The following is a 26,849-nucleotide window of genomic DNA, read 5'->3' on the forward strand; positions in this document are numbered from 1 at the left end:
TTTCAACGCTCTGTGCAACCTTTCTCAATAAAAGATAACTCTACTTTAACACTTATAGTCCCTCGCGCTATCCCATCAAAGGGGTACTTGGAAGTACATAAAAGTCTTACCTAGACAAGTTGCTGTAGCATGAATCTAACCAAGCTTTTTTCCCAAGCTTATTTACTATGATCTTTGCTCGGCTCTTGTAAGGTTCAGTCTAGTAAATCCTGATTCAGGAGCTACTCACTTATGCCAGATTACATCTCCTCATCCACACTGAGCTGTGTGCCAAGCTCGACTCAAACTCAAGAGTCAACCTGGCAGACCTTTGAAGGCATCTTGCAACGACTTCACCAAGAAGGAATTTATATTGATGCTGAGCAACTCGCAGTTTTTTTCCTCTCTCACGGTTTACCGGTGCATTTACGCTATGTACCCGATCGCCTAAAGCAAAGGGCGATCGCCATCAACCAAAATTACCAGGGCGACATGGCGCAACTCGTTGACGAAGTAGAATCTCACACACAAGATTGATGGAAACTAACGCTCCCGATCTCGATCAAAGCCTGTCCACAGAAACCGCACCCGACCAGTCATCTGATCAGCCCCCCACAGAACTGACGGCTGAGCAATATCAGCGCAAGATGCAGCGACGCAAACAGGTTCAGGAGCAGCGGTTAGCCGACAAAACAAACCAGAAAGGTCTGGTCATTGTGCATACGGGCAACGGCAAAGGCAAGACAACGGCTGCCCTGGGAATGGTGTTGCGATCGCTAGGACACGGCTATCGAGTGGCGATCGTCCAGTTCATCAAAGGAGCCTGGGAGCCTGCCGAAAAAGTAGTCCTTGCCCCCTGGACAGAGCCCAAAGACGGCAGTTTACCTCAGCTAGAATTTCATGCAATGGGAGAAGGGTTTACCTGGGAAACCCAAGATCGCCAGCGAGATATCGAAAAAGCCCAGGCTGCATGGCAAAAAGCCCTCTCATTCATCCATAACTCAGACTTTAGAACCGTACTGTTAGACGAAGTAAACATTGCTCTCAAGCTGGGCTACTTGCAAGTTGAACAAGTATTGACAGGTCTAGAGCAAAAGCCTGAAAACTCTCATGTCATCCTAACTGGACGAGGCGCACCCCCAGCGTTAATTGAACGGGCTGACCTAGTTACTGAGATGACGCTCATCAAGCATCCCTTCAAAGAGCAAGGCATCAAAGCACAAGCTGGAATTGAGTTCTAGCTCAAGGAGCAGGATTCTTACTCATCATCTGGCCAGGGCTACATATCTTAGTAAAGTTCTCTGCACCTTATAGAACTGAAGTGTAATTCTTATTTGAAGACTCAGTGCTGGTACTGGGCAGTACCAAACAAGAGCGGATAGCCTAGCTTTAACCGAGCTTAAAAACTTTTTGCGAACACCGGGAAACCCAGGGTGTGCAGCCATCTCTGCAATGCAGAGTAATTTGTGCTGCTTTGAAATCTATCTGCATCATTTCTTTGCACATGAGCAGGGCAAAATCAGCATGTATAAAAAGAGACTCAGCATTCGGACTCGTTCACTTTTTGTGACGACTTCTCTTATCCTGACCCTAGTTTGGCTGCTTGGAGTATTTGCTTCGGCAGTGCTAGCAGCCCAAGAATATGTTCCTCCTGACGTTGGGCTGCCAGACCGTCGAGAATCAGGCGGCGCTCGCTTCTTGATAGAGCGACAACCCGTCGATTTCTTGCAAGGCACTTTAGAAAGCTTCTACTAATCTGGATCTTGAGTATCGCCACGAACAGATTGAATCAACGGTATCGCTTCAGGTAACTGGCTGTAGCCTAGCCAAAGGGTACTACCCCCCAAAATCGTAATTGCCCCAATCAACAAACCAGTCAGCAACTTAACCTGAGAACGAAGCAGCTTGACTTCCTGTCTACGAGTCTCGGCATCTAGCAAAACAGCTTTAACATCTACAACTTCAGCTTCTAGCTTTTTAACAGCATTGGTTGGCGATCGCCGAAATGAAGCCTTTGAATATAGCCATTTCGTGATCAATTCAGGACAGTTTTTCTTAATCCAACGCATTGCAAAGAATCTGAATGCTGGCTTAGACATTGTTGAAATCCGCCTCATCAAGCCATTCAGAGAACGAGAGCGAAATTTTTGGTTGATCAGGTTTGCTGAACCCACGTCATAAAGACAGCTCAGAATTGCCTTAATCGTTACATCCTCTCGTCGAATCAGGTTATCCAACAACAGCAACACATCGCGCATCCGCTCTGCCTGCAAACGCTCTTCTTCTGCAGATGGCATATTCCGTATCGTGTTTTGGCGAGGAGGGCGCATGAGAAAGCTTTAGAGGCAGTAATTCTATTATTGATTAGGCATAAAGAAAGATGAAACCCACTTTCAGACAGAGATAACGATGTAACTAAGCTTACGTCTTCTAGCAAATTGTACTGCTGCAAAATGCAGCCTCTTAATCAGCGTCTTAATCGCAAACGGTGATTGTTAAACTTCTACTTGTGTTGCTAACTCTTACTCACTCCCTAAGCTCACGCTTTGAGAGACTTTGAGGGGTTTGCAAGCTCCTCAAAATATTTTTTGGGGCTTTAGAGTACGCCCTAAGCCCCTTACACCCTCCTTATTTGCTTAGCAAAGCCGTTTTACCCTGCTGGGTTAAATTCCATTGTTCACCTCAATACCAGGTAGGCTGTTGAGTTGAGCGTCGGTGAGCGGATTGCCGCCAAAGTTGCCATACATCCGAGCTAACACACCTGTAAAGGCAGCATTGTAATCGAGCGCAACTTCGTTAGAAATGTAATCGGTGCGGGCATCGGTGTAAGCATTGTCGTTAGGAGCAGACGGACCACCTACCAGTGCACCGTAAAGAATATTGCGGTTGGCAGTAGGGTCGCTGATGTTGGTTGTGCCAGAGGCTCCACGATGATGAGGATTCTTGGGTGACTTGTCCCCAAACCCAACCATGTAGCTCATTTTGTTGGGGTTAACGCCCAAAATGTAATCGACCTGGTCTTCTGTGAAGTTAGAATAGCGCCCTCCTCCGTTGTTGACCGTATCGCTGTAAATTCCTGATAGGAAAGCAGTATTAGCGCTGTAGCGCAGGGAACCCCACTGGTCGAGCCATGCCATGCCGCCTTCTGTATGTTTGACGCTGCCGGTTTTGCTGCTCCAGTTGTTGAGCCAGCCTTCTACATCGTTGCGGTATTTAACATTGCCTGTTTCCTGAGCCAGCAGAATGGCTGCACCGTGAGATTTGTTGTCCCAGTTGTGTGTCCAGCCTGCATTTACGCCCTGATAGTAGCTTTCGGCTTTGTTGAGGTAGTTTTTGTCGCCTGTGGCTTTGTAAAGCCAGGTTGCGCCCCAAACCAGTTCGTCGTTGTAACCGCTCCAGGAGTTGTAGTAATTCGCGGCATCGGGAATGGAGTCAGAATACTTGCCCCGATAGGTGTCTGCGAACTGGAATAGCTGAACGGCGTTTTTAAGCAGGCGATCGGCGTAGGCAGGGTCAGATGAGCGGAAGACGATAGAAGCTGAGGCGAGGGCAGCAGCAGCTTCACCCGCCAAGTCAGAACCAGGATTTTGGCGATCGATTTTATAGGCAGGGCGCTGCATTGTCATGTTTTCGGCAGATCCCCAATAGGCATGATCGAGGTCGCCTCGTCCGACTTGCCCCCAAAATGCTTTAGTGCCATTGCTGTCCGTGACGTGAGCTTTGAGGATGTAGTCTGTCCCCCAACGGATGGAATCGAGCGCCTCATCAAGCTGCCCGCTTTTTTGGTAAGCCTCGCGGTATTCAATCACACCCCAACTGAGCAGCGTCATTGAACCCGCCATTGGGAAGCCAAATTTGACGTGATCGCCTGCATCATAATAACCACCCGTAAGATCAACGCCGACATCGGCTCCGTCTTTGAGTCCAGAGTTGCCGCGCCATTCAATTCGATTGTCACCAGGAAGCGCACCAGAGCGCTGAGCTTCGTAAAACAGCAGAGATTTTTGCAGTGCTTCTCCGTAGTTGAGGGCTCCGGAAGTGGGTGGGGGGAGGGGGGTGGGAGTGGGAGTTGGGGTAGGCGTGGGAGTTGGGGATGCGTCGTCATTGAGGAGGGTGGCGATCGCCTGCCCATCCCGAATCGTAGCTTTTGTAGGGCTAGCCAGGTTGAGCTTAAAGGTTTCGTTTGCCTCGACCGTATTGTCGCCCTTGATGGTGACAGCAATCTTTTTGGAAGTTTCACCAGGCGCGAAAGTCAGGGTGCCAGAAGTAGCACCGTAATCAGAACTAGAGCTAGCGGTTCCATTGGCGGTGGAGTAATTGACCGACACAGAACTGGTGCTGGCTTGAGAGAGCTTAACGGTGAATGCGGCGTTGGTGTTGGTATTAAGAGTTCCTTCCTTAACGGAGAAGTCGTCGACCGAGAGTGTGGGTAGGGCGATCGGAGCAGGTGCAGGGGTAGGTGTCGGAGCAGGAACAGGGGTAGGTGTGGGGGTAGGCGTAGATGAACCTAACGATTGCCCATTTAAAATGTAGTTAGTTGGCTTAATGGTCGTTCCACTTGACTTATTGCTATTAAATCCAAAGGAAATATTTTGACCCGGGGAAATGCTGCCATTCCAGCTAACATTTCGGACTACATACCGATTTCCTGTTTTGCTGACGATTTCAGCATTCCAAATATTGGTAATTTCAAAAGGAGCCTCAAATTCTAGTGTCCATTGTTTTAAGGAACTGGTGCCACCGTTCGTGATGGACACTCCTCCAGTGAAGCCGCTACCCCAGTCATTGTTTACGGAAAAGGCGACAGTATTCATTCGTTGTCAATTTCCTTCTGTGAGTAAACAGCAAAAGCTTGGCGATTTTTTTGCTCAAAAAAAATAGTAGGTACTTCATTTCTGCGAGAGAAAATAGAAGCACCTACTGTGTTAATCGCTTTGTATATCTCGGGACTAAATCTGTTTAAAGATTGTTCCCAGTTGCTTAAAGATTAGTCTTTTAGTTCGTCTCAAGCAAGTGTTTTAGGAGTAATAAACAGCCTAAAGAACTGGAATCATCCGATGTAAGCTACTTCATCAAATTTGAGGAACAGCATTTTTCCTCACTGCCAGTTGTGCACTTATAAACGCCTCCTTTTCGAGCGGACTGTTCTCGATTCGCGGAACAGTGATCGCTGAAATCTGCGGCTAATTTATTCAGCTCTTCTGGCGCAAACTCGTAGCGATCGGGAAGGCTATAGGGTTTGCCGTTTTGGTCTTTGATGGCAATGTTTAATCTCATAAGAAATCTCCTGCTCTGCTTAAAATGCCTACAGTTTCGTATCCTACTAAGGCTTACAGGGTAATAGCATCGCAATTGTTGATAGGGGTGAAGCTAGCAGTTGGCGGATCCTATGATGCGATCCATCGTCCTGGCTTTGCCAAATTTGTCAGAATAGTGAGTCAGTGGCATCCAGGTAAAATAGGGCTGCATGGAAATTCTCTCGGTTACATTAAAAAACTTTAAGTCGCACAGCGATCGCCACTTCCAGTTTCAGCCTGGCACCAATGCCATCTGTGGTGAAAACGGCGCAGGAAAAACCAGCATTTTGGAGGCGATCGCCTGGACACTGTTTAACTACAGAGGTTCGTACAAGAATGAAGACCTGATTCGCAATGGGGCAAATAGTGCTCAAGCGACAGTTGCTTTTGTGTCGAGCCGCGACACCCGCACCTACGAAGTGCAGCGCTGCACGACCAAGGGCTACACCTTGTACGATCCGCAACTGGGGCAGCGCCTCGACTACAAGCACATCGAAGAGGAAGTGATGCCCTGGATGCGGCAGCATCTAGGAGTAGCTCCAGGAACCGATTTGGGGCGACTGTTTGCTAACACGATTGGCGTGCCGCAAGGAACTTTCACGGCAGACTTTTTGCAAACAGCAGAAAAACGCAAGCCGATTTTTGACGCAGTTCTCAAAGTAGAGGAATATCGGCAGACCAATCAACAAATGCTGTCGCTGGAAAAGTACGGCAAAGCAGAAGTTGAGCGGTTGGAGGGGGCGATCGCCCAGTACGAAGACTCGCTTAAAGACTGGAAAACCTTGCAACAACGGCGACAGGAAATCAGTCAGGAAATTGCAACAGCAGAGGCAGCACTTAGGCAATTGCAGACAGATTTGGCAAAGCTGCAAGTTGAGAAGGACGCTTTGGCTGCTCAGGCGCGACAAGTGCAGCAGCTAGAAGGCCAGTTGCACAAGCTAGACGCGCAGCTTGAAAGTAAGCAGCAAGCAAACTGGCTATTGCAGCAGTCTGTCGAGCGATCGCAGCAAGCAGTCCAGACCTGTGAATTGAGTCGCGAGGGCTACCAGGTATTTCTGCAAGCTGAGACAGCCCTGAGAGAATTGGATCAGCAGGGGCGAAACCGTCAGAATTTAATCAAACAGCGGGATGCTCAGCAAAAGATGCTGCTCGATCAGCAAACGGAGTTAACTCGACTCACCGTACAGCTCGAAAATTTAAAGCAGGCTGAACTGGAAGCTGAACAGCTACAGCCGTTAATCCAACAGCAGCTTGACCTGGAGCAACAGCAAACCACAACCGTTGAACTACTCCAGCGGCTTCAAGCTTCTGAAACGGAAGCTAAAAACCTGACGAAGCAGTGGACAAAAATCCAATCCAGCCTGGAGCGGCTGACCCAAGAGATTGTTCAGATTCAGGCGCTAGAAACGGCGCTCAGGCAAATTCCAGAACTGGAGCAGCGGCGCGATCGCCTTCAGGAGAGACTCAGCCGCATTGCTGCTGCAAAACAGTTTGAAGCAGCAATGCGGCAGTTAATAACAGTGGGGACAGAGAAGGGCGATCGTCACCAGCTTCAGGCAGAAGAAGCATTGTCTACACTGGCGCAAATGCAGCAGATAGTACCGCTGTTGGCAACAGCTTCTGTGGATGCAGCTCTAGATGCAATTCGGGCAGGAGTTGAGCTAAACGACGAACTGTTGGATGCGCTGCAACGCATTTTGGCAGATCTGGAACAGCAAACTTCTTTGCCGCAGCTTGAGCAGCAGCTACGCGATGTGAGAAAGCAGCTCGATGAGATTTACAGACGGCAAGCAGAGTTTGCCACGTTAGAAGCTCGTTTGGCGCAGCAGAGTCAATGGCAGGAGGAAGCTGAGCAAGTTCACAGCCGCATCAGCCAGCTTCAAACTCAACTGACAGCAGAACCAGCTTTAAAGCAACAGCGATCGCAGCTTGCAGCCAAGTTGGAGCAGTTGGGCGATCCGCGTGGACGCAGTCAGCTTCTCGCCCGACAGCTTCAGCAGCAGTCCCAGATTCAATCTGCCTTTGCTCAGCTTCAACAGGCACAGGCAGGCATTCAACAAAAAATTGCCGATTTAGAGGTGACTATCAACCAGTTTGCTGAGCTAGATGAGCAGCTAGATCAGCAAAAACAGTTGCGTCAAACCCATCAACCTGCTTACCTGACCTATCTCCAGCACCAAAAAGATGCTGAAACTCTGCCAGCTTTGCAAGCTGAACTGGAGGGGGCGATCGCCCAACTGCAAACGTTAGAAACCGAGCAGGTTGCCCTCAAAACTAACTACGATCAGACCATTCAAACCTACGATCCAGAACAGTGGCAGCAGGTTGAAGCCGTTTACAACACGACTCGCAGTCAGGCTGACCAAATCATGGGTGGACTGCCTCAGCAGCGCAAACTGTTGGACGAGCTAGATCACCAACTGACTACACTTCGGGCGTTAGCCGAAAAGCGCGATCGCGCCCAAATTGATTTGAAACAGCGAGAGCGAATTCGCCGCTTTATCACCTTTGCCCGCAAAGTTTACAAAGAAGCTGGGCCGCGCATTACCGAACGCTACGTGCAAAGCGTTTCCCAGGAAGCCGACAAGCTGTTTCGGGAATTGATGAACCGCCAAAACGTAGCACTGGAGTGGACGCGAGACTACGAAATCATGGTGCAGGAAGGCGCATTTTCTCGTCGCTTTATCAATCTCTCTGGAGGTGAGCAGATGTGTGCTGCGCTGGCAGTGCGTCTGGCATTATTGCGAGTCCTAGCAGACATCGATATCGCCTTTTTTGACGAACCCACAACCAACATGGATCGTCCTCGGAGAGCAAGTTTGGCAGAGGCGATCGCCAATATCAAAACTTTTCGACAGCTTTTTGTCATTAGCCACGACGACACCTTTGAGCAAGTCACCGAAAACGTCATCCTGGTCGAGCGAGAATAATTGTCGTCTTAGAGCAGGAAGAGCGCACCCTGCAGTGCAGGGTGCGCTCTTCCTGATTTTTGAACGGGAGTCCGGTTTCCCTAACTCCCGTTTGCCGAAGGGGCAGAATCTTGTCTGCCTGGTAGATGCAAGCTCGTTACAACCGCCGCCTCATGCTTAAGCTCTTTATTGCAGGTCGGCTTGGCAGGTTGCTAAAATTCGCTCGTCATTCTCGCTCATTTGCTCAATCTGGTGATAGCCCTCTAAACCAACGGGGGCGATCGCATTTCCCGTCGTCGCGACTGAGGAATTCTCGCTCAGTGCTACAACGTAAGGATGAGCTGTTTGTTCGTAGCTGTTAATTACAGTTAACTCTAGCTGATTCCCGCCAAACTGACCATTAAAACAGTCAAAGGAGGAATAAGGCATATAAAACGCACCCTCGACCTGGCTATCGTTTACCTCAAAAACCATGTAAGCAGCACCCACCTGCTCACGTTCTGGAGACTGACCAAATAAGTAAACTCCATCCGGTAGAGCGCGAAGACTTCCGACATCGGCTGCTGCAGTAGCGACTGACACGCGACCCTCACGGGCAGTTTCTGGAGCCTCTGTTGCCACTACAGCACCAGAACTACTAACTGCCAATCCCAGAGCGAGAAACAACCCAGCTAACGGCTGATTGATAACGTGTGTGAGAGTACGCAACGGCGAGAATGCGCGAAGAGATGAATTAAACACCGTAGTTTCCTCCCAAAAAAACTAAAAATCGAAGATCAGGCTGTTGTCAAATTTACTGGAGAAGCTATGTACAGCTATTCAACTAAGGAAAGACTTTGAACAACCGTTGGATAACCGTTAGGATGATTTGCCTTCCTGAGAACAAAGCTCTTGGTGCATAGCTGCAACCGTTACATTGAGCTACAACGGCAAATTTCTTGATTCCAGAAATTAATGTGGCAAATTCTTGGAATTGTCCGGGCGATCGCCCCTCTTCTGTAGCTTGCCCTTAATTTACGCCGAAATGCTGCTTCTTCGCTTCATCCGATTGATTCACCCGATTGATTCATCCAACTGATTCATGTGATGGACTGATCGGCTAGGATTCAACTGAAACAGCACCCGCAAAAGGTGCCTTCAGATCGCGAGGACAAGCCTTTGGGGTGCTGCGGAAGCTATTCATCATAACTAAAATCGCCTCTTGTCAGGGGCACCGGGGATCAGCAAGCCAGAAGCCTGCTGCAACCTCGGTTAGCTTGCCAGGTAGCCTCCCACGCTGGCTTTGCGGCGACGCAGATGGTCAAGTGCCTGACGCTCAAGCTGGCGTACCCGCTCTCGGCTAATGTTCATCCGTTGACCGACTTTGGCGAGAGATAGCTCATTGCCATCTTCCAAACCAAAGCGCAGGACGAGAACTTCGCGCTGTTGGGGTGTGAGTTCAGCTAGCAGACCTTCCAGGTCTTGACGCAGGGACTTCTGAGCAGCATAGGTTTCAGGCGACGCACCTTCGTCTTCTAGCAGATCCTGTAGCTCGGTGTCTTGGTTATCTCCAACCTTAAGGTCGAGAGAGACAGGTTGCCGCGCCATGATCAGGTATTCCCGAATTTGAGCGGGCTCCAGCTCCAATGCTTTGGCAATCTCGGCTGGGCTAGGGCTATGTCCCAGTTCCTGAGTTAGCTCGCGCTGAACTTTTTTGATCTTGTTCAGCTTTTCGGTGATGTGAATGGGCAGACGAATGGTACGAGCTTGTTGAGCGATCGCCCGCGTGATGGCTTGACGAATCCACCAGTAAGCATAGGTGGAAAACTTGTAGCCGCGCATGGGATCAAACTTCTCAACACCGCGCTCTAGCCCTAGGGTTCCTTCTTGAATCAGATCGAGAAACTCTAGATTTCGCTTTTGGTACTTTTTGGCGATCGCTACCACCAAGCGCAGGTTTGCTTCGATCATTTTTTGCTTAGCCCGCTGTCCCTGACGGACGACCTGATGCAGCTCAGACTCACTCAGGTTGACCCGATTCGACCACTCTGTGTCGGTAGGATCACGACCTAACTCCTGAGCTAGCGCTTCTTTAGAATCTAGAAGCGCCATCATTTGCTGCACTTGCTTACCGTAAACGATCTCTTGCTCGTGAGTCAGCAGGGGCACGCGACCGATCTCATGCAAATATGTGCGTACCATATCTGCGGTAAACATGGGCTTAGCAGCAGCCTTGGTTTTAGTGTTTGCAGTTGCCATGGGTGATACGGTAAACTCCGTCAGATGAAACGTGGAACACAATCTAAAGAAAATAGAAAGAAGGGTTAGGCTTTCAAAGGAAAGACTGTTTGGGAAATGGGCTAGATAAACTCAGATGCTCTAGCAAGAATCAAGTCTTCAGAATGCCTATCCCAAATGAGGAGCAGAGGACAGGTAAATAGCCAGACTAGCTGAGGCTTTAAACTTCCTCAGCCAATACCAGAATCAATTACAAACCCAACTAAGCGACGTACTTTGAAGACGCAGACTCAATCTCAACACTCAATCTCAACAACAAACAAGCGATGAAAATCAACCAGCTTCGAATCAACTAACAGCTTCTACCAACATTCAAACTCCCGAGCTAAACTCGGAGTCATTATGAGTTTGACTTAATTAAATAGTAGTACAAGTTTAGACTCCAGTAAATAGACGGCGATTCATCCTTTTGGATGAAATTGAAGATGTTTTTTGTAAACGCCGCGCACCTGTCAGGTATACGATGTTTACAGCTGGATTGAATTGTAAGCGGTTCGGTAGAAGGCATACAGACGTTCTCTACTTCTATAAGCATGAACTAAATTCCTGTTACAGAGGTAGTGAAAACCCAGAGTAATAACCGAACTGAGAACTAAGCTTAAGACTTTTTTAATGTTCTGCTCAGGTCAAACTCAGTTAAAACCCTAAATCTGCCTTTGCAGACTCAGCAGCCTTGAAAACACTCGCACTCGGCATTTCTTCCCAGGGAGTATCCCCGATCTCGGCATAGAAGGTTTCGTCGTAGGGGCGGGTGCGAACCACAACAGGCATCGGTACAGCATGACCCAAAATCAGCGCTTGCTGCTTAGAATCTAGCTTTGCCAACACCGATCGCAGGCTTTGCCCACCAGAAACCCCCGTAAAGATGGCATCAATATCCTTCTCATCGTTGAGCAGGGCAGTGATGCGGGTACCGACCTGAGACATAACTTCATTGTCGATACCAGAGGGGCGCTGATCGACTACCAATAGGGTGACAAAATACTTTCGCATTTCGCGAGCAATCGTCCCAAAGATGGTTTGACGCACCGTACTAGGATCGAGGAATCGATGGGCTTCTTCGATCGTGATCACGAGTTGTTGGGGGCGATCGCTCACATTCTTGGTCTGCAAAAACTTTTCCGCTTTATGTACATAGCTAGCGTGAATGCGGCGAGCAATGACGTTGGTTGCCAGCATGTAAGACAGCAAGTTGGACTGAGAGCCGAACTCTACCACCACATGCTTTCCCGCTTCTAGAGACTCCAAAATTTGTCCGACATAGTTATGCGGGCAACTATTGCGGATATATTTCAGCTCGTCTAAGCGGGTCAGCTTTCGTTGTAATGCCATGATTGACGACTTGCTGCCCATCTTGGTTTCACAAAATTCCTGGATCTCCTCGTTGGTCATCGCTAGCAGGCGAGTAATCCAGGCTTTACCAAACTCGTTGCGGAGGATAATTGCGTTTTCCAGGCTAGCCTCTGAAAGATTTAGCTCTCCTCTAACGAGCATCAAATCTTCTACGTCAATCTGGTCGTAGCCAATGTAAAGCTCCTGCGCGTCTCGAACGCCCCGTCGTTTGGTTGATTCAGGATCAAGCGTGTAGATTTGCACCTGTCCGGGGAAAAGCTGGCGCAATCCTTTCACGGTGCTGAAGCGCTTGCCCTCGCTGGCTGCTTCCCAGCCATATTCAGAGTGCATATCAAAAATCAGGTTGACGGCTGCCCGTTTGCGAATGATTCCAGACAGTAGCAGTCGTGTGAGGAAAGATTTGCCCGTACCAGATTTGCCAAAGATACCATTACTGCGTTCGACAAAGCGATCGAGATCTAGGCAAATGGGTACGTCCATATCAATGGGTTGCCCGATCGCAAAGTTGCGTCGATGCGGGTCGTCTTCCCAGCCAAACACGGCACGAAAGTCTCGTTCGCTAGCATCAAATACCTGACTGAAGTGGCTGGGAATCGTTTTGACGGGCAGCAGTTCGATGTTGGCACTGCTTTGAGCCTGGTGAGAGGCGATCGCCCTTCCTCCTCCATTCCCTTCTAAACTCACTCCATAGCTGCCGGATTGCTTGGTACCTCTGCCATTCTCATCCTGCATTACCTCTTCTGGGGTAAACATCAGCATCGGCGTTAGATTGATCGTGCCGTAAGTCCCGGTTCCAGCCAGCACTTCTTGCAAAAACGTGTTGCCAGGATCAGGAGGATTTGCCATGATGCGTTGGCTAGCAGTTCCTAGTGCTACGTCGGTCAACATACAGAAAAAGCGCGATCGTACCCCCTGCACCACCAAAAACTTACCAACCCGCATGTCTTCTACCAACACATCGGGATGCAGCCGCACTTCTAATCCTTGGCTGAGAGAACCCTGAATGACTGAACCCAAAGGTTTCTCTGTCATGGTATCTATTCCACAATCGCTCAATCCTTTGAGCTATCGTAACTTGAATATCCTTTAATTAATACATTCGTTCTCAATACATTCGTTCTAACCGTAATTTTTGATTCCCAAGTCCGTCAGTCTAATGGGCAACTTATTGTCAATTTCTAAAAACAGATCAGGTAGGGGCGGTTCGCGAACCGCCCCTACAAGGGGTACTCGTGCTCAGCCTACTAACATGTCCTTAAGATGTTGGGTCCGCTGTGCTTCACCCAACCTACACAGGCTGTAGAACTAGTGACTTTTACTCAATGTTGATTGAGGTCGGGGCAGACGAGGAAGGAGGAACCGTTGAAACTGAGGATTTGCGGTAGTCGGCATAGAGGCGATCGCGCCACTTAAAGAACGGCTCAAAGGTACCAACATCAGCAATGCCGGGAACTCCCTTACCCTTCAGATTCTCAGGGATATCGAGATAAGAACCCGAAGGAAACTTGACGTACATGGTTAGTCCAGCAACAGCAAAGTCTGCCAGGGTAGGAGAATCACCCAGTAAATAAGGCTGATCCATCAGAATGAAACAGAGCGAGGCTAGATCCCGCTTCATGGCATCCTGAGCAGTTTTGAGAGCCTCTGGGCCTAAACCTACACCCAAACCTAGAACGCTAAAAATCTCATTGGGCACTGAGCCGACTAACCCTCTAAGCAAATCAGGAGTCGTTGCAGGCAGAAAGGCTTTACGGAAAGACTGGTCTTGTCCCAATGCTCCTAACATGACCTTGCGGGCGTTCAAACCAATTGATTCATCTGCCCACTGCTCCATTAGCAGGCACAACCCTCGCTGCTTGGAATCCGCTGGAATGATGGGGCGATCGGGATATTTTCGGTCGAGGTATTCGGCGATCGCTGTTGAGTCTGCAATGACCTCACTGCCATCCTTCAACACAGGCACCTGGCGCTGCCCCGACAACCTGAATAGCTCTAGCTGTCCAATTCCTGGCGTAACTTCAATCTTGCGGTAGGCTAGCCCCTTGTAGTCCAGGATTAGCCGCACCTTTTCAACGTAATGCGATAGCTCAAATTGGTACAGTTCCAGCATGATTTACCTCCTGTAATGACTTTAATATCAGCGATGTTTACCTAGAGGACAATTGCACGATGGTTCTAATCAATAGACATACTGATGCCTATTTCCATCAGAAATGCTTCGCTACATAACTTAACGCTTCTTATATCTACCGAAGGATGGAAAGTAATTGGCTCAATTTTGCTATTTCTGACCGAAATCATCCTCACTCATCCACAATTCTGATAACTGCGCCTGGAACCGGGACTTTAAGGAAACGTCATATTACTCAATAATGCTTTACAAAAACTTGGCATAAAGGAGAATAGTTTCCATGAGTACATGGGTCTCAGTCAAAAAAATCCTCGGCTTTGCAGGCATCAGCGCTGCTAGTGTCCTGGTTGCGCTGCCCGCACTGGCGCAGACGGCTAATCCACGTCCTAGCATCTTTAACGAAGCACCTTATAACCAGACTGGTGCAACCCCCACTGCACCTGCTGATCTTAGCCAACCTGCTCCGACAGAAATGGAAGCTCCAGCAGGAATGGAGACAGAAGCTCCGGCAGGAATGGAAACACCCGCAGAACCGACCGCAGCGGCTGAAGCTGGCACTATCGTTGATGTAGCTACTGCCAACGGTTCTTTTGGAACGCTAATTGCTGCCCTAACTGCGGCTGAGTTGGATCAGGTGCTTCAAGGCGAAGGTCCTTTCACCGTGTTTGCGCCCACCGATGAAGCGTTTGCGGCTTTACCTGAAGGAACTGTAGAACAGTTGCTACTGCCTGAGAATCGGGACTTGCTAGTACAAATTCTCTCTTACCACGTCGTTCCTGGTGAACTCACTTCTAGCGAGCTCACGTCAGGAGAAGTGCAAACCGTAGCAAATGAGCCTGTGACTGTTGAAGTCAGTGCAGACGGTGTAACGGTGAACGAAGTAACGGTCGTTCAGCCGGATGTAACCGCTAGCAATGGTGTGATCCACGTGGTCGATCAGGTGATCCTACCTCCAAGCCTGTAAGACTTTTGCCCCTCCTAGTTCACGTTTCCTTGGACATTTCCCCGTGCCGACTTACTACGACACGGGGTTTTCTTTATACAGACCAGCGCTGTAATACTGGTTAGGTTGAGTTCTATCTTTTGCTTGTGAGTGAATTGGTGCAAACGATCAACTCAAGTCTGTTGCGGTTGATTGCTCAGGCGGTTGAGTTTTTGCCTTCATTTATTCTGGCGATCGCCATTCTAATCACTACTCGATACGCGGTTAGACCGATTCGCGCAATCACCCAAACTGCCACAGATAAAGTCGTTAAAAGCCCTTCGCTGCGATCGCTGATTCTTCAAATCGCCTACGTCACCACCTGGATCGCCGGAATTTTGTTGGCTTGCGTTATTGCCTTCCCCGATTTGGGACTGGGTGACATTATCGGGCTACTCGGTTTGGGTTCTGTGGCGATCGGTTTTGCCTTTCAGGATATCTTTAAGAATTTTCTAGCAGGGGTTTTGCTGCTACTCAACGAGCCATTTAGGTTGAACGATCAAATTGTGGTGAACGACTACGAAGGAACTGTAGAGCAAATCAATATTCGTTCAACAGAAATTCGCACCTACCAAGGGGAGCGGGTTGTCATTCCCAATGCGACTGTATTTACCAGTTCCATCCGAGTTTTGACCGATCGCCCCTATCGACGCACTGATTTGGCGATCGGACTGGACTATAACACCCCGCTTCCTAGAGCCGTGCAGGTTTTGCTGATGGCACTCACCGACGTAGAAGGTGTGCTGTCTAACCCCTCAGCTGAGGTAGATGTGGTGAGCTTTGGCGATAGCTCAATTGATTTTGTCGTGCGTTATTGGACATTGCCCCAAAAGTTGCATGTGCGCCAAACTCAAACTCGCGTGATGATGGCGCTAAAGGAAGCCTGTGACCAGGCAAATTTCAGTATCCCTTATCCCATTCGCTCGGTTTACCTGTTTGATCAGCAGTTTAATGACCCTGTTCCGACGGCAAGTAGCACAACGCCTAATTAGGAATGAGGGATGAAGGTAATTTTCCTCCATCCCTCATTCTTTAATTTGCCTGATGCCGCTGCTGATGCCACTGCCAGGCGTGAGATAGGATTTTGCTCAGGTCAGCATACTGCGGTTGCCACCCTAATATCTTGCTGGCTTTCTCACCACTGCCAACCAGAGCAGGCGGATCTCCTGGACGGCGATCGCCCTCCACCACCTTAAAGTCTCGCCCCGTCACCTGCTTTGCCGTTTCGATCACCTGCTTGACTGAAAAACCGTTGCCGTTCCCCAGGTTAAACACGTCTGTGTCGCCTCCTTTCAGCAGATATTCCAGCCCCAACACATGAGCGCTAGCCAGGTCAGCAACATGAATGTAGTCTCGAATGCAAGTTCCATCGGGGGTTGGGTAATCGGTTCCCAAAATTGAAATAGACTCTCGCTGACCCAAAGCCGCCAGCAGTACCAGGGGAATCAGGTGAGTTTCAGGATTGTGGTCCTCACCTAGCCGCCCCGCCGGATCAGCTCCCGCCGCATTAAAGTAACGGAAGCAAACTGACTTGAGCCCATAGGCTACACCAAAATCAGCTAGCACCCGCTCAACCATCAACTTAGTTGCCCCATACGGATTGATCGGATCTTGGGGATGATCTTCTGGAATTGGGACTGTTTTAGGTACGCCGTAGGTGGCACAGGTCGAAGAAAACACAAATTTGTTGACCGAAGCAGCCACCATTGCCTCTAAAAGAGTCAGCGTACCGATGAAATTGTTGCGGTAATACTTTGCTGGGTCAGTTACCGACTCACCTACATAGGCATAAGCTGCAAAGTGCATCACAGCAGCAATGTTGCGACTGGCAAAAAGCTGATCTAAAAGGGCGCGATCGCAGGTATCGCCAACGACGAGTTCTACCTGCAACACTTTCTCTACCAAGTCTCGATGTCCGTATACCAAATTATCGAGAACAACCACCTCATAGTCTGCTTGCTGAAGTGCCAGCACTGCATGAGAGCCGATGTATCCTGCACCCCCCGTGACTAAAATGGTTGGTCGAACTGGCGACATGTTGGACTCCTCAGTTGTGTTTTGTTGCTCCAGGCTAACATCGCTTTAAAACTTTAAAAGTAGACATCAACCCCAAGCCCTAGTCAGCCTAGAGTGCGTTTATATTACAATTAGTAAAGTTTCTTAGGCGATCGCTCTACCCATGCTGACCGAACTTTTTCCCTTCCGGTTTGGACTGGATGCGACAACGCTAGCAGGTGTTGGTCTGTGGTCATTAGCGCTGTACTTGGGCTTTTCGCCCATCAGCGAATGGGTAATGGAGCAGCTAAACCGCTGGTTCAACTTTGCTGAACGGTTTCTCTACACTTCAGCAGAAGAGTTTGAGCGTACTCGCAAAGGCAGGGAATCTTTAAACGCCCTCTATGCTTCCCTGTTCAGCATCGTGCCGTTTTTGCTAGTGGGTGGATTGTTTAACTACGGCGTGGAAGTTGGGTTAGGACAAAGTTGGGCAATTAGCGTAGGCATTCTTGCGGCGATCGGTGGCGGTGTATATGAGTTGGGTCGCCGTGATGGTCGTGCGTCCCGCGAAGAAGATTAATATCGATTCAGATAGAAGTTGGTGAAGCACAACAACGGTAGGGGCGGTTCGCGAACCGCCCCTGCGGAGGCAAAGGCAGGTTTACGGGGTTTCCCGCAGTTTGTCTAGAACGCCCATATCTTCTAGCGTAGAGGTGTCCCCAGAGACTGCTTCACCGCTGGCGATTGTTCTTAACAAGCGACGCATAATTTTACCGGAGCGAGTTTTGGGCAGGGCATCGGCAAAGCGGATCTCACCAGGGCGTGCGATCGCCCCAATCTCCTGCACCACATGCTTTTTCAACTCACTCTTGAGGTCATCGCTTGCGGTATAGCTGCCCTCTAGGGTGACAAAGGCAAATACGTCTTGCCCTTTCACCTCATCGGGCTTGCCGACCACGGCCGCCTCAGCCACAGCAGGATGGGAAACCAGCGCCGACTCGATCTCCATTGTGCCAAGGCGATGTCCTGCGACGTTGATCACGTCATCGACCCGACCCATCACCCAGTAATAGCCATCTTCATCGCGGCGTGCGCCATCTCCAGCAAAGTAAAAATATTTCCCGTCTTTAGGCGGAATGTGTTCCCAGTAGGTACGTCGGAAGCGATCGGGGTCGCCATAAACCGTTCGCATCATGCCCGGCCAGGGATGCTTCACCGCTAGGTAGCCACCCTCATTTTCCTTAACCGAATTGCCCTCTAGATTCACAATGTCCGCCAAAATTCCGGGGAAAGGACGGGTCGCAGAACCAGGTTTAGTAGGAATGGCTCCTGGTAGTGGCGTAATCATAATACCGCCAGTCTCGGTCTGCCACCAGGTATCGACAATCGGGCAGCGTTCGCCTCCGATTACACGGTGATACCACATCCAGGCTTCTGGGTTAATTGGCTCGCCAACCGTGCCCAACAACCGCAGCGAAGACAGATCCCTCGCTTTAGGCAAGTCTTCACCCATTTTGATAAAAGCGCGAATAGCGGTCGGTGCAGTGTAAAACACATTTACGCCGTACTTCTCGATCACGTCCCACATACAGCCAGGGTTTGAAGGACGAGGCGCACCTTCGTACATCAGACTGGTTGCCCCGTTGGACAGTGGACCGTAGACGATATAGCTGTGTCCGGTGATCCAGCCTACGTCAGCGGTACACCAATACACGTCGTCATCGTGCAGGTCAAAAATCCACTTGGTGGTCATGTGAGTGTAGAGGTTGTAGCCACCCGTGGTATGCACCACACCTTTGGGTTTGCCTGTACTGCCAGAGGTGTAGAGAATGAAAAGCACGTCTTCGCTGTCCATCGGCTCTGCGGGGCAGTCGGCTGACATCTGCGGCTGGAGTTCATGCCACCAATGGTCACGAGCACCTAGCTGCATCGGAACTTCTTGTCCCGTCCGACGTACGACTAACACATTTTCGACGCTGGGTGCATTGCCATCTGCTAACGCTTTATCAACCTGAGTTTTCAGCGGCACGATCGCATCTTTGCGCCAACCCCCGTCTGCTGTCACGACTAGCTTCACCTGCCCATCGACGAGGCGATCGCGCAATGCTTCAGCGCTGAATCCACCAAAGACGACCGTATGGGGCGCACCAATGCGGGCGCAGGCAAGCATGGCGATCGCCGCTTCAGGAATCATCGGCATATAGATACCGACGCGATCGCCTTTCTGCACACCCAGATGCTTTAGCGCATTGGCAAACTGACAAACCTCTCGGTGAAGCTGGGCATAGGTGAGGGTACGTGAATCACCGGGTTCGCCTTCCCAAATTAGTGCTGCTTTGTTGCGCCGCCAGGTTGTTAGGTGGCGATCGAGGCAGTTATAGGAGATGTTGGTTTTGCCGTTGACAAACCACTTAGCAAAGGGCGGCTGCCAGTCCAGCACTGTGTCCCACTTCTCAAACCAGTGCAGTTCCTTTTGCGCTAGTTCTGCCCAAAATTTTTCTGGGTCAGCCTCAGCCCGTTTATAAAGCTGCTCATATTCTTCCAGGCTTTTGATATGGGCCTGTTGAGAAAAAGCAGCAGGGGGATTAAATAATCGCTTTTCTTGAAGAATTGATTCAATCGTAGATTCTGACATAGTGCTTTGCTGTGTGTCTGCGGCGGCAACTTTCCGGTGGGTAATGGGGGCTACCTTCTCCAAACCATACTTTTTTTAGCCACTAATTTGCACAGCAAGTATGTTTTCTTTAACTTTTACAAGACTTGGGAGGATGGAAGGCAGCGCTGATTAAGGTGTACCAATTCAAAAAATAATGGAAAGGCACCCCACTTGCAGATGCCTTTCCATTTATAGAATGCATAACCTTTGGAAGGGCGTAGCATTCGGGCAAAGACTCTATTTAGGCCCAAGAATTGCTGCCAAATGCCGCGCCCCTACCCGTCCAGCAGATTGCCTCAGGTTGAGGTGTGTTGCTAGGCTGCATTTAAGCAGGACAGGGTAGAAGTAAAGGTTTAGGCGATCCCTAGCCTCCAACCCCTAGCCCCATTCCTATGCCCAACCTGCTCTATCCATAATTTGAAGCGCTTCTGGATTATTGCGTCCAAACACAGACGCATTGATACTGTCTTCTCTAAACTCACCCAGAGCTGCAACTACAGGATCAAGCTCAACTCCTTGCAAGACAGGATATTCACTGTTCCCTTGGGCGAAGATTGCCTGAGCCTCGGGACTAACCAAATGCTCTAGGAATTGAATTGCCGCTTCTCTGTTGGGAGAGTTAGCTAGTACGCCGCCACCGCTAATGTTGACATGGGTACCGCGATCGCGCTGATTAGGGAAGAAGATTGCAGTTTGCTCAGCCGCTTCCCGCTCTTCGGGGTTCTCAGAGTTAAGCAAGCGCAAATAGTAGTAGTGGTTAGAGATTGCTACATCTCCGACTCCTGCCGCTACAGCAAGGATTTGGGGCGTATCACCACCTTCAGGGGGGCGGGCAAAGTTAGCGACAATTCCTCTAGCCCACTCTTCGGTGTACTCTGGCCCATGTACTTCCAGCAGAGAGCCTGTGAGGGATTGGTTGTAAACGTTGGAAGATGACCTGACCAGAAGCCGTCCCCGCCACTTTTCGTCTGCCAAATCTTCGTAGCTAGATAGCTCGGCTGGGTTAACGCGAGATTTGTTGTAGACAATCACCCGCGCCCGCTTAGAAAGACCAAACCACAAGCCCTCTGGATGCCGCAGATTTTCTGGCACGGCTTGCTCCAGCACAGAGGAAGAGACTGGTTGTAAGATGCCTTCCTCTTCTGCCCGCCAGAGACGACCTGCATCCACCGTGATGAACACATCAGCCGGACTGTTTGCCCCTTCGCTCTTGATCCGTTCAATCAGTTGGTCAGCTTCAGCCTCGACCAAGTTGACTTGAACTCCAGTCCGGTTCGTAAAGCTTTGGTATAAGTCGTTATCAGTGTCATAGTGACGGGCTGAGTAAAGATTGACGACTCCGCCAGCCTGAGCAAGTCGGGTTGAGCGATCGCCACGGGGAGCAATTTGAGCCTGACCAGGGGCAGTTCTCCCCAGTTGCCCAGCCGCCACCGCAGCCATTGCTGCACCTGCGCCCATAAAGACGCGCCTTGTCATCTTCATAATCTGTGGTTTACTCCTGTGAGTGATTAAGTCAACAGATAGCTACACGCCATCCGTCTGTTCATGAGTTGGGTCAAGGCTGTATTGTACTATTAATGCAAGTAATTCCTAACTAGCAAGCTAGTTTTTTCAGCTATATGACTTTTTTGGTTTGCGAAGAATACAGAATTAGCTAAATTACTTGTTCTGGAAAGCAGATCTGGTAAGCTTTTTGAAGCAGGAAAGATATTTTGATTGGGGCTGACGCTCCTATCAGGCTTTCAAATCTTTTGCAATACTCTCTGTGCTAGAGCCGTTTCTTTTGCAAAAGTTTTTAGAGCAGTTGCGTGTGTTGAATTGGCGATTAGCGCTCCGCGCAACTCCGCAGGAACCGCTCCACTTTCACATAGCCCTCATTTCCTTGATTTCTTCCCAACTTTTTGCGTTAAGTTCATGACCCAGCCGCGCCTTTGGAAAAGATTGCCCGCGCCTCTACGTTTGCTGCTGCGACCCTGGTTTATCGTTTCAGTCGGGTTGCATACTGTGGTGTTGCTGCTGCCGCTGCCTAATCACTCCACGTCTGAACTGCCCATCTCTGAAGAGCCAGTTCGAATTACCCAGCTTCCTGCTTCGCCTTCGCCTACAGTCCCTTCACCTGTAGCGGTTCCATCACCACCCATATCACCATCACCAACTGTTCAAGCTGCGCCTGTGGCTCCTCGCCCCACTGCACCTGTGGCTGCGCGTCCAACTGCGCCCGCTTCGCCAACTCCTTCACCCCAAGCATCACCCAGCCCCACTCCTCAGTCCAATTTGTCTGCTCCAAGCCCAACCCCTTCACCTCAGGGCACCCTAGACTCTACGCAGCCTTCTCCAACCGCTTCCCCCGCATCTTCCCCTACTCCTTCGCCAGAAATCACGGGTTCGTTTTCAGCAGAAATTCCCCACGCGGCGATTGGTGGGGAACCGGGCTGTGGCGGTCAGGAAAACTGCTGGCAAACTCAGGACACGCAGTGGCGAGCAGTCGCTAGGACACTAGAGCAAGAATTAGAAAACAAAGGCTACGAGGTTGAGTCGCAGACAGATGATGAAGTTCCCGGCTTTAGAGTGTACGAAGTTTCCAAGGACGGCGAAACAGAATACCTCAATCTGCTCTCTACATTGCAGGGAACCTTCTATGTTCTAGCTGACCAGCCGATGACCCGTGACGAGTTAGAGCAGCTAACGGAAGCGCCTAACTCGTAAACTGGGTTTGGAGGCAGTTCCTGCGGAGTTGCGCGGAGCGCTAATCGCTACCCCACCTTTGCCGCATCCGCAAAGCGAATCTTCAGGTAATCTTCTTCCATTTTTGCCCCGGCAGGCTGAAGTGCTGCCAGCGCTTGAGGCAGAACCAGATTGCGCCGATGATTGCCAATTCGAATGTTTAGCTCATCTCCCGTTTTGGTCAGCTCAACTTGATCCTTGGGAATTCCCGGTAGGTAAACTTCTAGGCTGTATTGATTCTGGTCTTGCACTACCCGCAACGTTGTTTCTTTGTAGTAAACCTGCGTTGGGTCTTCATCGGCGTACAGCGTTTCCTTCAGCCGATTAAGTGCTTCCATGCCGCACATTTCCTCTGAGTAGAGCGGCACTTCTTTCACAGGCAGAGGGTGGAAGTTTTCGTGGATTTCGTGGCGATACTGCTGCTGATTTTCCTTCCACCGCTGGAAAAATGGATCAGTCACCTCGTCAGGAATGATTCGATTTGCCACAACCATATCAGTTGCCACGTTATAAAGGCTGAGGTAAGCATGGGCACGGAGCGATTCTTTAATCACCATCTTTTCAGGGTTGGTGACTAGCCGCACTGAGGTTTGAGTATTGTCAGTCAAGACTTTCTCTAACGCTTCAATCTGTTCATAAAACTCGAAGGGCGCATCCATTACTTCTTTGTTGGGCAATGAGAATCCGGCGATCGGGCGAAACAGTGGCTCCACCAGCGGACGCAGCGCCACAGACATCGCCTGCAACGGTTTGTAAAACCTCCGCATATACCAACCCGCTACCTCCGGCAAACTCAATAACCGCAGTGCAGTTCCAGTTGGGGCAGAGTCAATAATGAGTACGTCAAATTCGCCCTCGTCATAGTGCCGCTTCATCCGCACCAGGCTAAAAATCTCGTCCATGCCAGGGAGAATTGCTAACTCTTCAGCCTCGATGCCTTCTAGCCCTCTCGCCTGCAGCACTTGAGTAATGTAACGTTTGACAGCACCCCAGTTTCCTTCTAGCTCCATCAACGCATCCAGTTCTGCACCCCACAGGTTGGGAGTCACCTCGCGGGGAGCGTGTTCTAGCTCTATGTCAAAGCTATCTGCCAGGGAATGTGCCGGATCGGTACTGAGGACGAGGGTGCGATAACCCAATTCTGCGCTACGCAGACCCGTCGCAGCTGCGACTGAGGTCTTGCCCACCCCTCCCTTACCCGTCATCAAAATTACGCGCATGGATAATCGAACCCACCTAAGAAACGACTCAAATATTTACGTTCTTTTAATCTATCGGTTTTTCTTCGGTGCGGTTCGCGCTGGGGGATTTGTCTTTTAGAAAAAAGTGTTGCTTCACGACATCCAGTCGGGAGCAGTGCCAGTAATCGATGTGAGCACAGATTAAGCCGTCCTGGTTAAGCTCTAGTTCACTCCAGCCTGCGATCGCAATTCTCGGCTTCCAGGGCAAAGGCGTATTCCAACTCAGCGTCCACTCAGTTCTAATCTGATTTCCCATTTGCTGAATCTGATGCAAGTCCATTTTGGGATTAATGAACCAGGTGTCGATGAAGCCAATCATTAGTTTGTAGCGATCGCACCCCCGAAACTGATTCATCGGATCTTTGAAGTAAACATCTTCCGCATAAAGACTATAGGTTTGGTCTTTAGGAAACCTGCTGTAGTCGTCTTTCAGCGTTTCAACAATATTCATCACTACTACTGTCCCTACTCCTGTTACAGCAAAACTTTGTTTTATGCATAGTTGTCCGTCTACTCCACCAAATCAACCAAAACCTCAATTACAAACGGATTCCCTTGAGTGATCACTGGATAAGCTGAGCAATTTCTTAAAACAACTCTCCCTTCCGTAGTAACTTGCGCCTGGATTGCGTAGAGATGATCAGAGCGAATTCGGTCGGGATTGTAGGGTACTTCAAATGCAATGGGAAGTTGATCAGGATCAGTGATAGTTTGTCGAGCAATGATGCTAGATTCTACATCTTGTCGGGGCGATACGTCTAAGAGCGTGATGTAGGCGATCGCACCTTCAGGAAGTGCAACGCTTGGAGCAGAAATCAGGGTTCCACTCACTTTGTTAGGTTCTGATGGAAGTGAGTTTGAAGTTAATCCAATTAGCATTAAAAGACTTAGCGTAATAGCGTAAATTACTCCTAAGCTCTGCATATCTAGCCCTTCATATACAACAATTTATACCTGGAAATTTAAAATCAGGAGCTTACTTTTACTAGATCAAAACATAACCATTCTATAGCCCTCCTCAATAAGCTTGAATGCTAAATCTTTGACTTTTCAAAGAAGCCAGAGATCTGATTTCTGAAGGTAAATCGCAATTGCTATGCGCCCCTATATAAACTTTTCATGAACTGTAGTAGAAGTTACGAAAGTATCTGCGAATGGAACTTAACTTCAGGCTACAGAGCATTTTTCTCCGTCCAAGCTAATCTCTTCTCCTTAACTTTAACTGAATCTATCTTTAGAGGTATTCTTAAAAACTTCATTTATGATCGGCGTAAAATACCGTCCTAAAAATGTTTTCAGGAAGACTTCTAAAGAAGATCAAGATATTGCCTTTGAGCAATTGTTTTGTCATGGAAAAGTTGCGTTTAACCGAGTTAAACAGATTCAACTTGCTCACGTTACCTCAATTAATTCTTATCAGCCCCCGTTAAATCTGTAGTAATCAAGTGAGGATGTGATACTTAATGACTAGATGCTTTCAGAAAGCCATTTTGGTGGCAACTCCATCTCTATTACTAGGACTCATTTCAATAGCCGCAGAAGCAGCAACGTTCTCGGTTCCGCTGGATGAAGCAACGATTCTGGATGTGAGTGCCGCATTTAGTGAAGGAACGCTGACGAGCAGCGAACTGACGCAGATGTACCTTGACCGCATTGCTGAGTTTGACCAGGCTGGCCCCACTATCAACTCAGTTGCGTATCTGAATCCTGATGCCCTTGAAGATGCAGCAGCGTTAGATAAGTTGCGCTCGCAAGGAACCGTATTAGGTCCACTGCACGGCATTCCCGTTTTGATCAAAGATTCTTATGACGTAGAAGGACTACCGACCACTAACGGAGTCGAAGTTTTTAAGACACTTATTGCTCAAGATGATGCGTTTTCAGTGAGTCAACTGCGCGAGGCTGGAGCAGTCATTCTGGGTAAAGCAAACATGAGCACCTGGGCCTTTTCCTACGACGGCATCAGCGAAGCATATGGCCCAGTGATCAATCCCTATGCTCCCGATCGCACTCCCGGTGGTTCTAGTAGCGGATCGGGAGCAGCGATCGCCTCTGGCTTTGCCATGTTTGCAATGGGCGGTGAAACGGGCGGCTCAATTCGAGTACCCAGCGCTCACAATTCACTGGTGGGACTCAAGCCCAGCGCCGGACTCATCTCAGTAGATGGCACATGGCCCTTGGTTGCAGAGCGAGACGCAGTTGGGCCAATGGCAAAATCGGTTGCAGATGTCGCCTTCGCAATGGAAGCACTGGTCGGTTTTGACCCGAACAACATTTGGAACCCCTACATTCCAGAAATTCCTGAATCGCCGGATTACAGTAGCGCTCTAGATGATACTTCCCTGGAAGGGGTGGTGTTGGGTTTGCCTCGTTCTTATATTGGTAAGGGCGATCCGGCTAAGGGTGAAAGTTTCCCGCTAGACCCCCAAATTTCTGAGGCATTTGAGCAAGCCAAACGGAACTTGAGAGCACAAGGCGCAACTTTAGTTGAGGTTGATATTCCGGCTCATAAAACCTGGTTTATTGACTACTTGGTGAATGGCAATCCACCTTACGACTATCCCACCGACAGTTCGCGCAACGTTCAAAGTCGAGCCTATTACTATGAGCAACTAATCAAAAGTTACGACGACGATGAGATTAAGTCCTTTGTTGATTTGCTCGACATTTTGCCAGAGGACTATGAATTCTACGATTACGTCAAACAGGTTGCCGATACGATCGCTGCAGGAGATGCTAAACCCTGGGAAGATTTGCCGCTTGTAGATCAGGCGTTGGAGGCGATCGCCAAACTACGAACTTTAGAATACGAAGACTTTATGGAAGCAAAGGGAATTGACGCATTCGTCTTCCCGACCCTCAACTATCTTGCACCGCCGCAAGGAGAAGAGGCAAACGAAGTTTATGCAACCTATGGCAGCCTTCCTGCGCGGTTCGAAGCCAACATTTTAGGCTTACCAGGAATTACCGTGCCAATGGGCTATTCCAAAGAAGGAATTCCCATGTCGCTAGAGTTTATGGGCAATTATTTTGGCGAGGCAGAAATTATTGGCTATGCCTACGACTACGAGCAAGCCACGATGCTGCGCCGTCCGCCCGTCCTTGTGCCAGAGCCAGCTACGGTGTCTGCTTTGGTGGTAGTTGGGCTGAGTGCTTTTGGCTTGAAGCGTAAACGCAGTCAGAATAATCTGGGAATAAGAAAGAACATCCTCTAATCCTTTGTTGTAGAAGATTTCTCGCAAACAAGATACCTGTAAGGGCAGGTTTAGCATTAAAGCTGTCGCTCAACTGCAGAGATTTTGGCA

The 26,849-nt window shown here is 49.4% G+C and carries 22 protein-coding genes; 9 read left to right on the forward strand and 13 right to left on the reverse strand.

All coding sequences use genetic code 11. The features are described from left to right. Positions 1 to 231: 231 nt before the first annotated feature. The 3 genes from H6G00_RS23365 to H6G00_RS23375 all read left to right on the forward strand — a co-directional run bounded on the left by H6G00_RS23365 (position 232) and on the right by H6G00_RS23375 (position 1,734). Positions 232 to 516 carry a hypothetical protein gene (locus tag H6G00_RS23365; protein WP_190798585.1) on the forward strand — a complete coding sequence of 95 codons (285 nt, stop codon included), beginning with the start codon at positions 232 to 234 and terminating at the stop codon, positions 514 to 516. Then, a complete protein-coding gene (gene cobO / locus H6G00_RS23370; protein ID WP_190798586.1) occupies positions 516 to 1,220 on the forward strand; it encodes a cob(I)yrinic acid a,c-diamide adenosyltransferase in 705 nt (234 codons plus the stop codon). Before H6G00_RS23365 ends, cobO begins: the two co-directional genes overlap by 1 nt. 325 nt (positions 1,221 to 1,545) lie before the next feature. Further along, entirely contained in the window at positions 1,546 to 1,734 is a 189-nt protein-coding gene (locus H6G00_RS23375) for a hypothetical protein (RefSeq protein ID WP_190798587.1), read from the forward strand. Here the strand turns inward: H6G00_RS23375 and H6G00_RS23380 are convergent. The 3 genes from H6G00_RS23380 to H6G00_RS23390 all read right to left on the reverse strand — a co-directional run bounded on the left by H6G00_RS23380 (position 1,731) and on the right by H6G00_RS23390 (position 5,256). Continuing rightward, positions 1,731 to 2,276, reverse strand: coding sequence for a hypothetical protein (locus H6G00_RS23380; RefSeq protein WP_190646179.1), 546 nt, complete (start codon positions 2,274 to 2,276; stop codon positions 1,731 to 1,733). The genes H6G00_RS23375 and H6G00_RS23380 overlap by 4 nt on opposite strands. A 366-nt stretch (positions 2,277 to 2,642) precedes the next feature. Continuing rightward, positions 2,643 to 4,793: a glycoside hydrolase family 9 protein gene (locus H6G00_RS23385; RefSeq protein ID WP_190798588.1), complete on the reverse strand. Its 2,151-nt coding sequence runs from the start codon at positions 4,791 to 4,793 to the stop codon at positions 2,643 to 2,645. A 250-nt stretch (positions 4,794 to 5,043) separates the two neighbouring features. Then, a complete protein-coding gene (locus H6G00_RS23390) occupies positions 5,044 to 5,256 on the reverse strand; it encodes a hypothetical protein (protein WP_190798589.1) in 213 nt (70 codons plus the stop codon). Positions 5,257 to 5,446: 190 nt separating this feature from the next. Here H6G00_RS23390 and H6G00_RS23395 point away from each other — a divergent pair, with 190 nt between their 5' ends. After that, positions 5,447 to 8,206 carry an SMC family ATPase gene (locus H6G00_RS23395; protein WP_190798590.1) on the forward strand — a complete coding sequence of 920 codons (2,760 nt, stop codon included), beginning with the start codon at positions 5,447 to 5,449 and terminating at the stop codon, positions 8,204 to 8,206. Between the two features lie 165 nt (positions 8,207 to 8,371). On the opposite strand, the gene H6G00_RS23400 is transcribed toward H6G00_RS23395, so the two are convergent. The 4 genes from H6G00_RS23400 to H6G00_RS23415 all read right to left on the reverse strand — a co-directional run bounded on the left by H6G00_RS23400 (position 8,372) and on the right by H6G00_RS23415 (position 13,925). After that, positions 8,372 to 8,926 (reverse strand): hypothetical protein, encoded by a 555-nt coding sequence (locus H6G00_RS23400; RefSeq protein ID WP_190798591.1) that lies wholly within the window; start codon positions 8,924 to 8,926, stop codon positions 8,372 to 8,374. 510 nt (positions 8,927 to 9,436) lie between these two features. Beyond that, positions 9,437 to 10,423, reverse strand: a complete 987-nt coding sequence (locus H6G00_RS23405; RefSeq protein ID WP_190798592.1) for an RNA polymerase sigma factor, RpoD/SigA family — start codon at positions 10,421 to 10,423, stop codon at positions 9,437 to 9,439. Positions 10,424 to 11,098: 675 nt separating this feature from the next. Beyond that, on the reverse strand, positions 11,099 to 12,847 hold the full coding sequence (locus tag H6G00_RS23410; protein WP_190798593.1) for an ATP-binding protein: 1,749 nt from the start codon (positions 12,845 to 12,847) through the stop codon (positions 11,099 to 11,101). A 283-nt stretch (positions 12,848 to 13,130) separates the two neighbouring features. After that, positions 13,131 to 13,925, reverse strand: coding sequence for a glutathione S-transferase family protein (locus tag H6G00_RS23415; RefSeq protein ID WP_190798594.1), 795 nt, complete (start codon positions 13,923 to 13,925; stop codon positions 13,131 to 13,133). A 301-nt stretch (positions 13,926 to 14,226) separates the two neighbouring features. On the opposite strand from H6G00_RS23415, the gene H6G00_RS23420 reads away from it, so the two are divergent. Together H6G00_RS23420 and H6G00_RS23425 are read left to right on the forward strand one after the other, a co-directional pair. Further along, positions 14,227 to 14,910, forward strand: coding sequence for a fasciclin domain-containing protein (locus tag H6G00_RS23420; protein ID WP_190798595.1), 684 nt, complete (start codon positions 14,227 to 14,229; stop codon positions 14,908 to 14,910). A 125-nt stretch (positions 14,911 to 15,035) separates the two neighbouring features. Continuing rightward, the gene (locus H6G00_RS23425; protein WP_190798596.1) at positions 15,036 to 15,920 is read left to right on the forward strand and encodes a mechanosensitive ion channel domain-containing protein; all 885 of its coding nucleotides are present in this window, start codon (positions 15,036 to 15,038) and stop codon (positions 15,918 to 15,920) included. A 40-nt stretch (positions 15,921 to 15,960) separates the two neighbouring features. On the opposite strand, the gene galE is transcribed toward H6G00_RS23425, so the two are convergent. Continuing rightward, the gene (galE, locus tag H6G00_RS23430) at positions 15,961 to 16,965 is read right to left on the reverse strand and encodes a UDP-glucose 4-epimerase GalE (protein WP_190690219.1); all 1,005 of its coding nucleotides are present in this window, start codon (positions 16,963 to 16,965) and stop codon (positions 15,961 to 15,963) included. Positions 16,966 to 17,107: 142 nt separating this feature from the next. On the opposite strand from galE, the gene H6G00_RS23435 reads away from it, so the two are divergent. Beyond that, a complete protein-coding gene (locus H6G00_RS23435; protein ID WP_190646168.1) occupies positions 17,108 to 17,503 on the forward strand; it encodes a hypothetical protein in 396 nt (131 codons plus the stop codon). An 81-nt stretch (positions 17,504 to 17,584) separates the two neighbouring features. On the opposite strand, the gene acs is transcribed toward H6G00_RS23435, so the two are convergent. Then, the gene (gene acs, locus H6G00_RS23440; protein ID WP_190798597.1) at positions 17,585 to 19,558 is read right to left on the reverse strand and encodes an acetate--CoA ligase; all 1,974 of its coding nucleotides are present in this window, start codon (positions 19,556 to 19,558) and stop codon (positions 17,585 to 17,587) included. A 411-nt stretch (positions 19,559 to 19,969) separates the two neighbouring features. Continuing rightward, a complete protein-coding gene (locus tag H6G00_RS23445; RefSeq protein ID WP_190798598.1) occupies positions 19,970 to 21,061 on the reverse strand; it encodes a Fe(3+) ABC transporter substrate-binding protein in 1,092 nt (363 codons plus the stop codon). Positions 21,062 to 21,493: 432 nt separating this feature from the next. Between H6G00_RS23445 and H6G00_RS23450 the strand changes: the two genes are divergently transcribed. Continuing rightward, positions 21,494 to 22,285 carry a hypothetical protein gene (locus H6G00_RS23450; RefSeq protein WP_190798599.1) on the forward strand — a complete coding sequence of 264 codons (792 nt, stop codon included), beginning with the start codon at positions 21,494 to 21,496 and terminating at the stop codon, positions 22,283 to 22,285. 47 nt (positions 22,286 to 22,332) lie between these two features. On the opposite strand, the gene H6G00_RS23455 is transcribed toward H6G00_RS23450, so the two are convergent. The 3 genes from H6G00_RS23455 to H6G00_RS23465 are packed head-to-tail and all read right to left on the reverse strand — an operon-like array spanning position 22,333 to position 24,375. Beyond that, positions 22,333 to 23,523 (reverse strand): TRC40/GET3/ArsA family transport-energizing ATPase, encoded by a 1,191-nt coding sequence (locus H6G00_RS23455; RefSeq protein ID WP_190690204.1) that lies wholly within the window; start codon positions 23,521 to 23,523, stop codon positions 22,333 to 22,335. A 46-nt stretch (positions 23,524 to 23,569) separates the two neighbouring features. After that, on the reverse strand, positions 23,570 to 23,995 hold the full coding sequence (locus tag H6G00_RS23460) for a DUF2358 domain-containing protein (RefSeq protein ID WP_190798600.1): 426 nt from the start codon (positions 23,993 to 23,995) through the stop codon (positions 23,570 to 23,572). Positions 23,996 to 24,054: 59 nt separating this feature from the next. Then, a complete protein-coding gene (locus tag H6G00_RS23465; protein ID WP_190798601.1) occupies positions 24,055 to 24,375 on the reverse strand; it encodes a YbaY family lipoprotein in 321 nt (106 codons plus the stop codon). A 632-nt stretch (positions 24,376 to 25,007) separates the two neighbouring features. On the opposite strand from H6G00_RS23465, the gene H6G00_RS23470 reads away from it, so the two are divergent. Next, positions 25,008 to 26,759: an amidase gene (locus tag H6G00_RS23470; protein ID WP_190798718.1), complete on the forward strand. Its 1,752-nt coding sequence runs from the start codon at positions 25,008 to 25,010 to the stop codon at positions 26,757 to 26,759. Positions 26,760 to 26,849 lie beyond the last annotated feature (90 nt).

Source organism: Leptolyngbya sp. FACHB-541, from assembly GCF_014695875.1.
Classification (GTDB): Bacteria; Cyanobacteriota; Cyanobacteriia; order Elainellales; family Elainellaceae; genus JAAUTN01.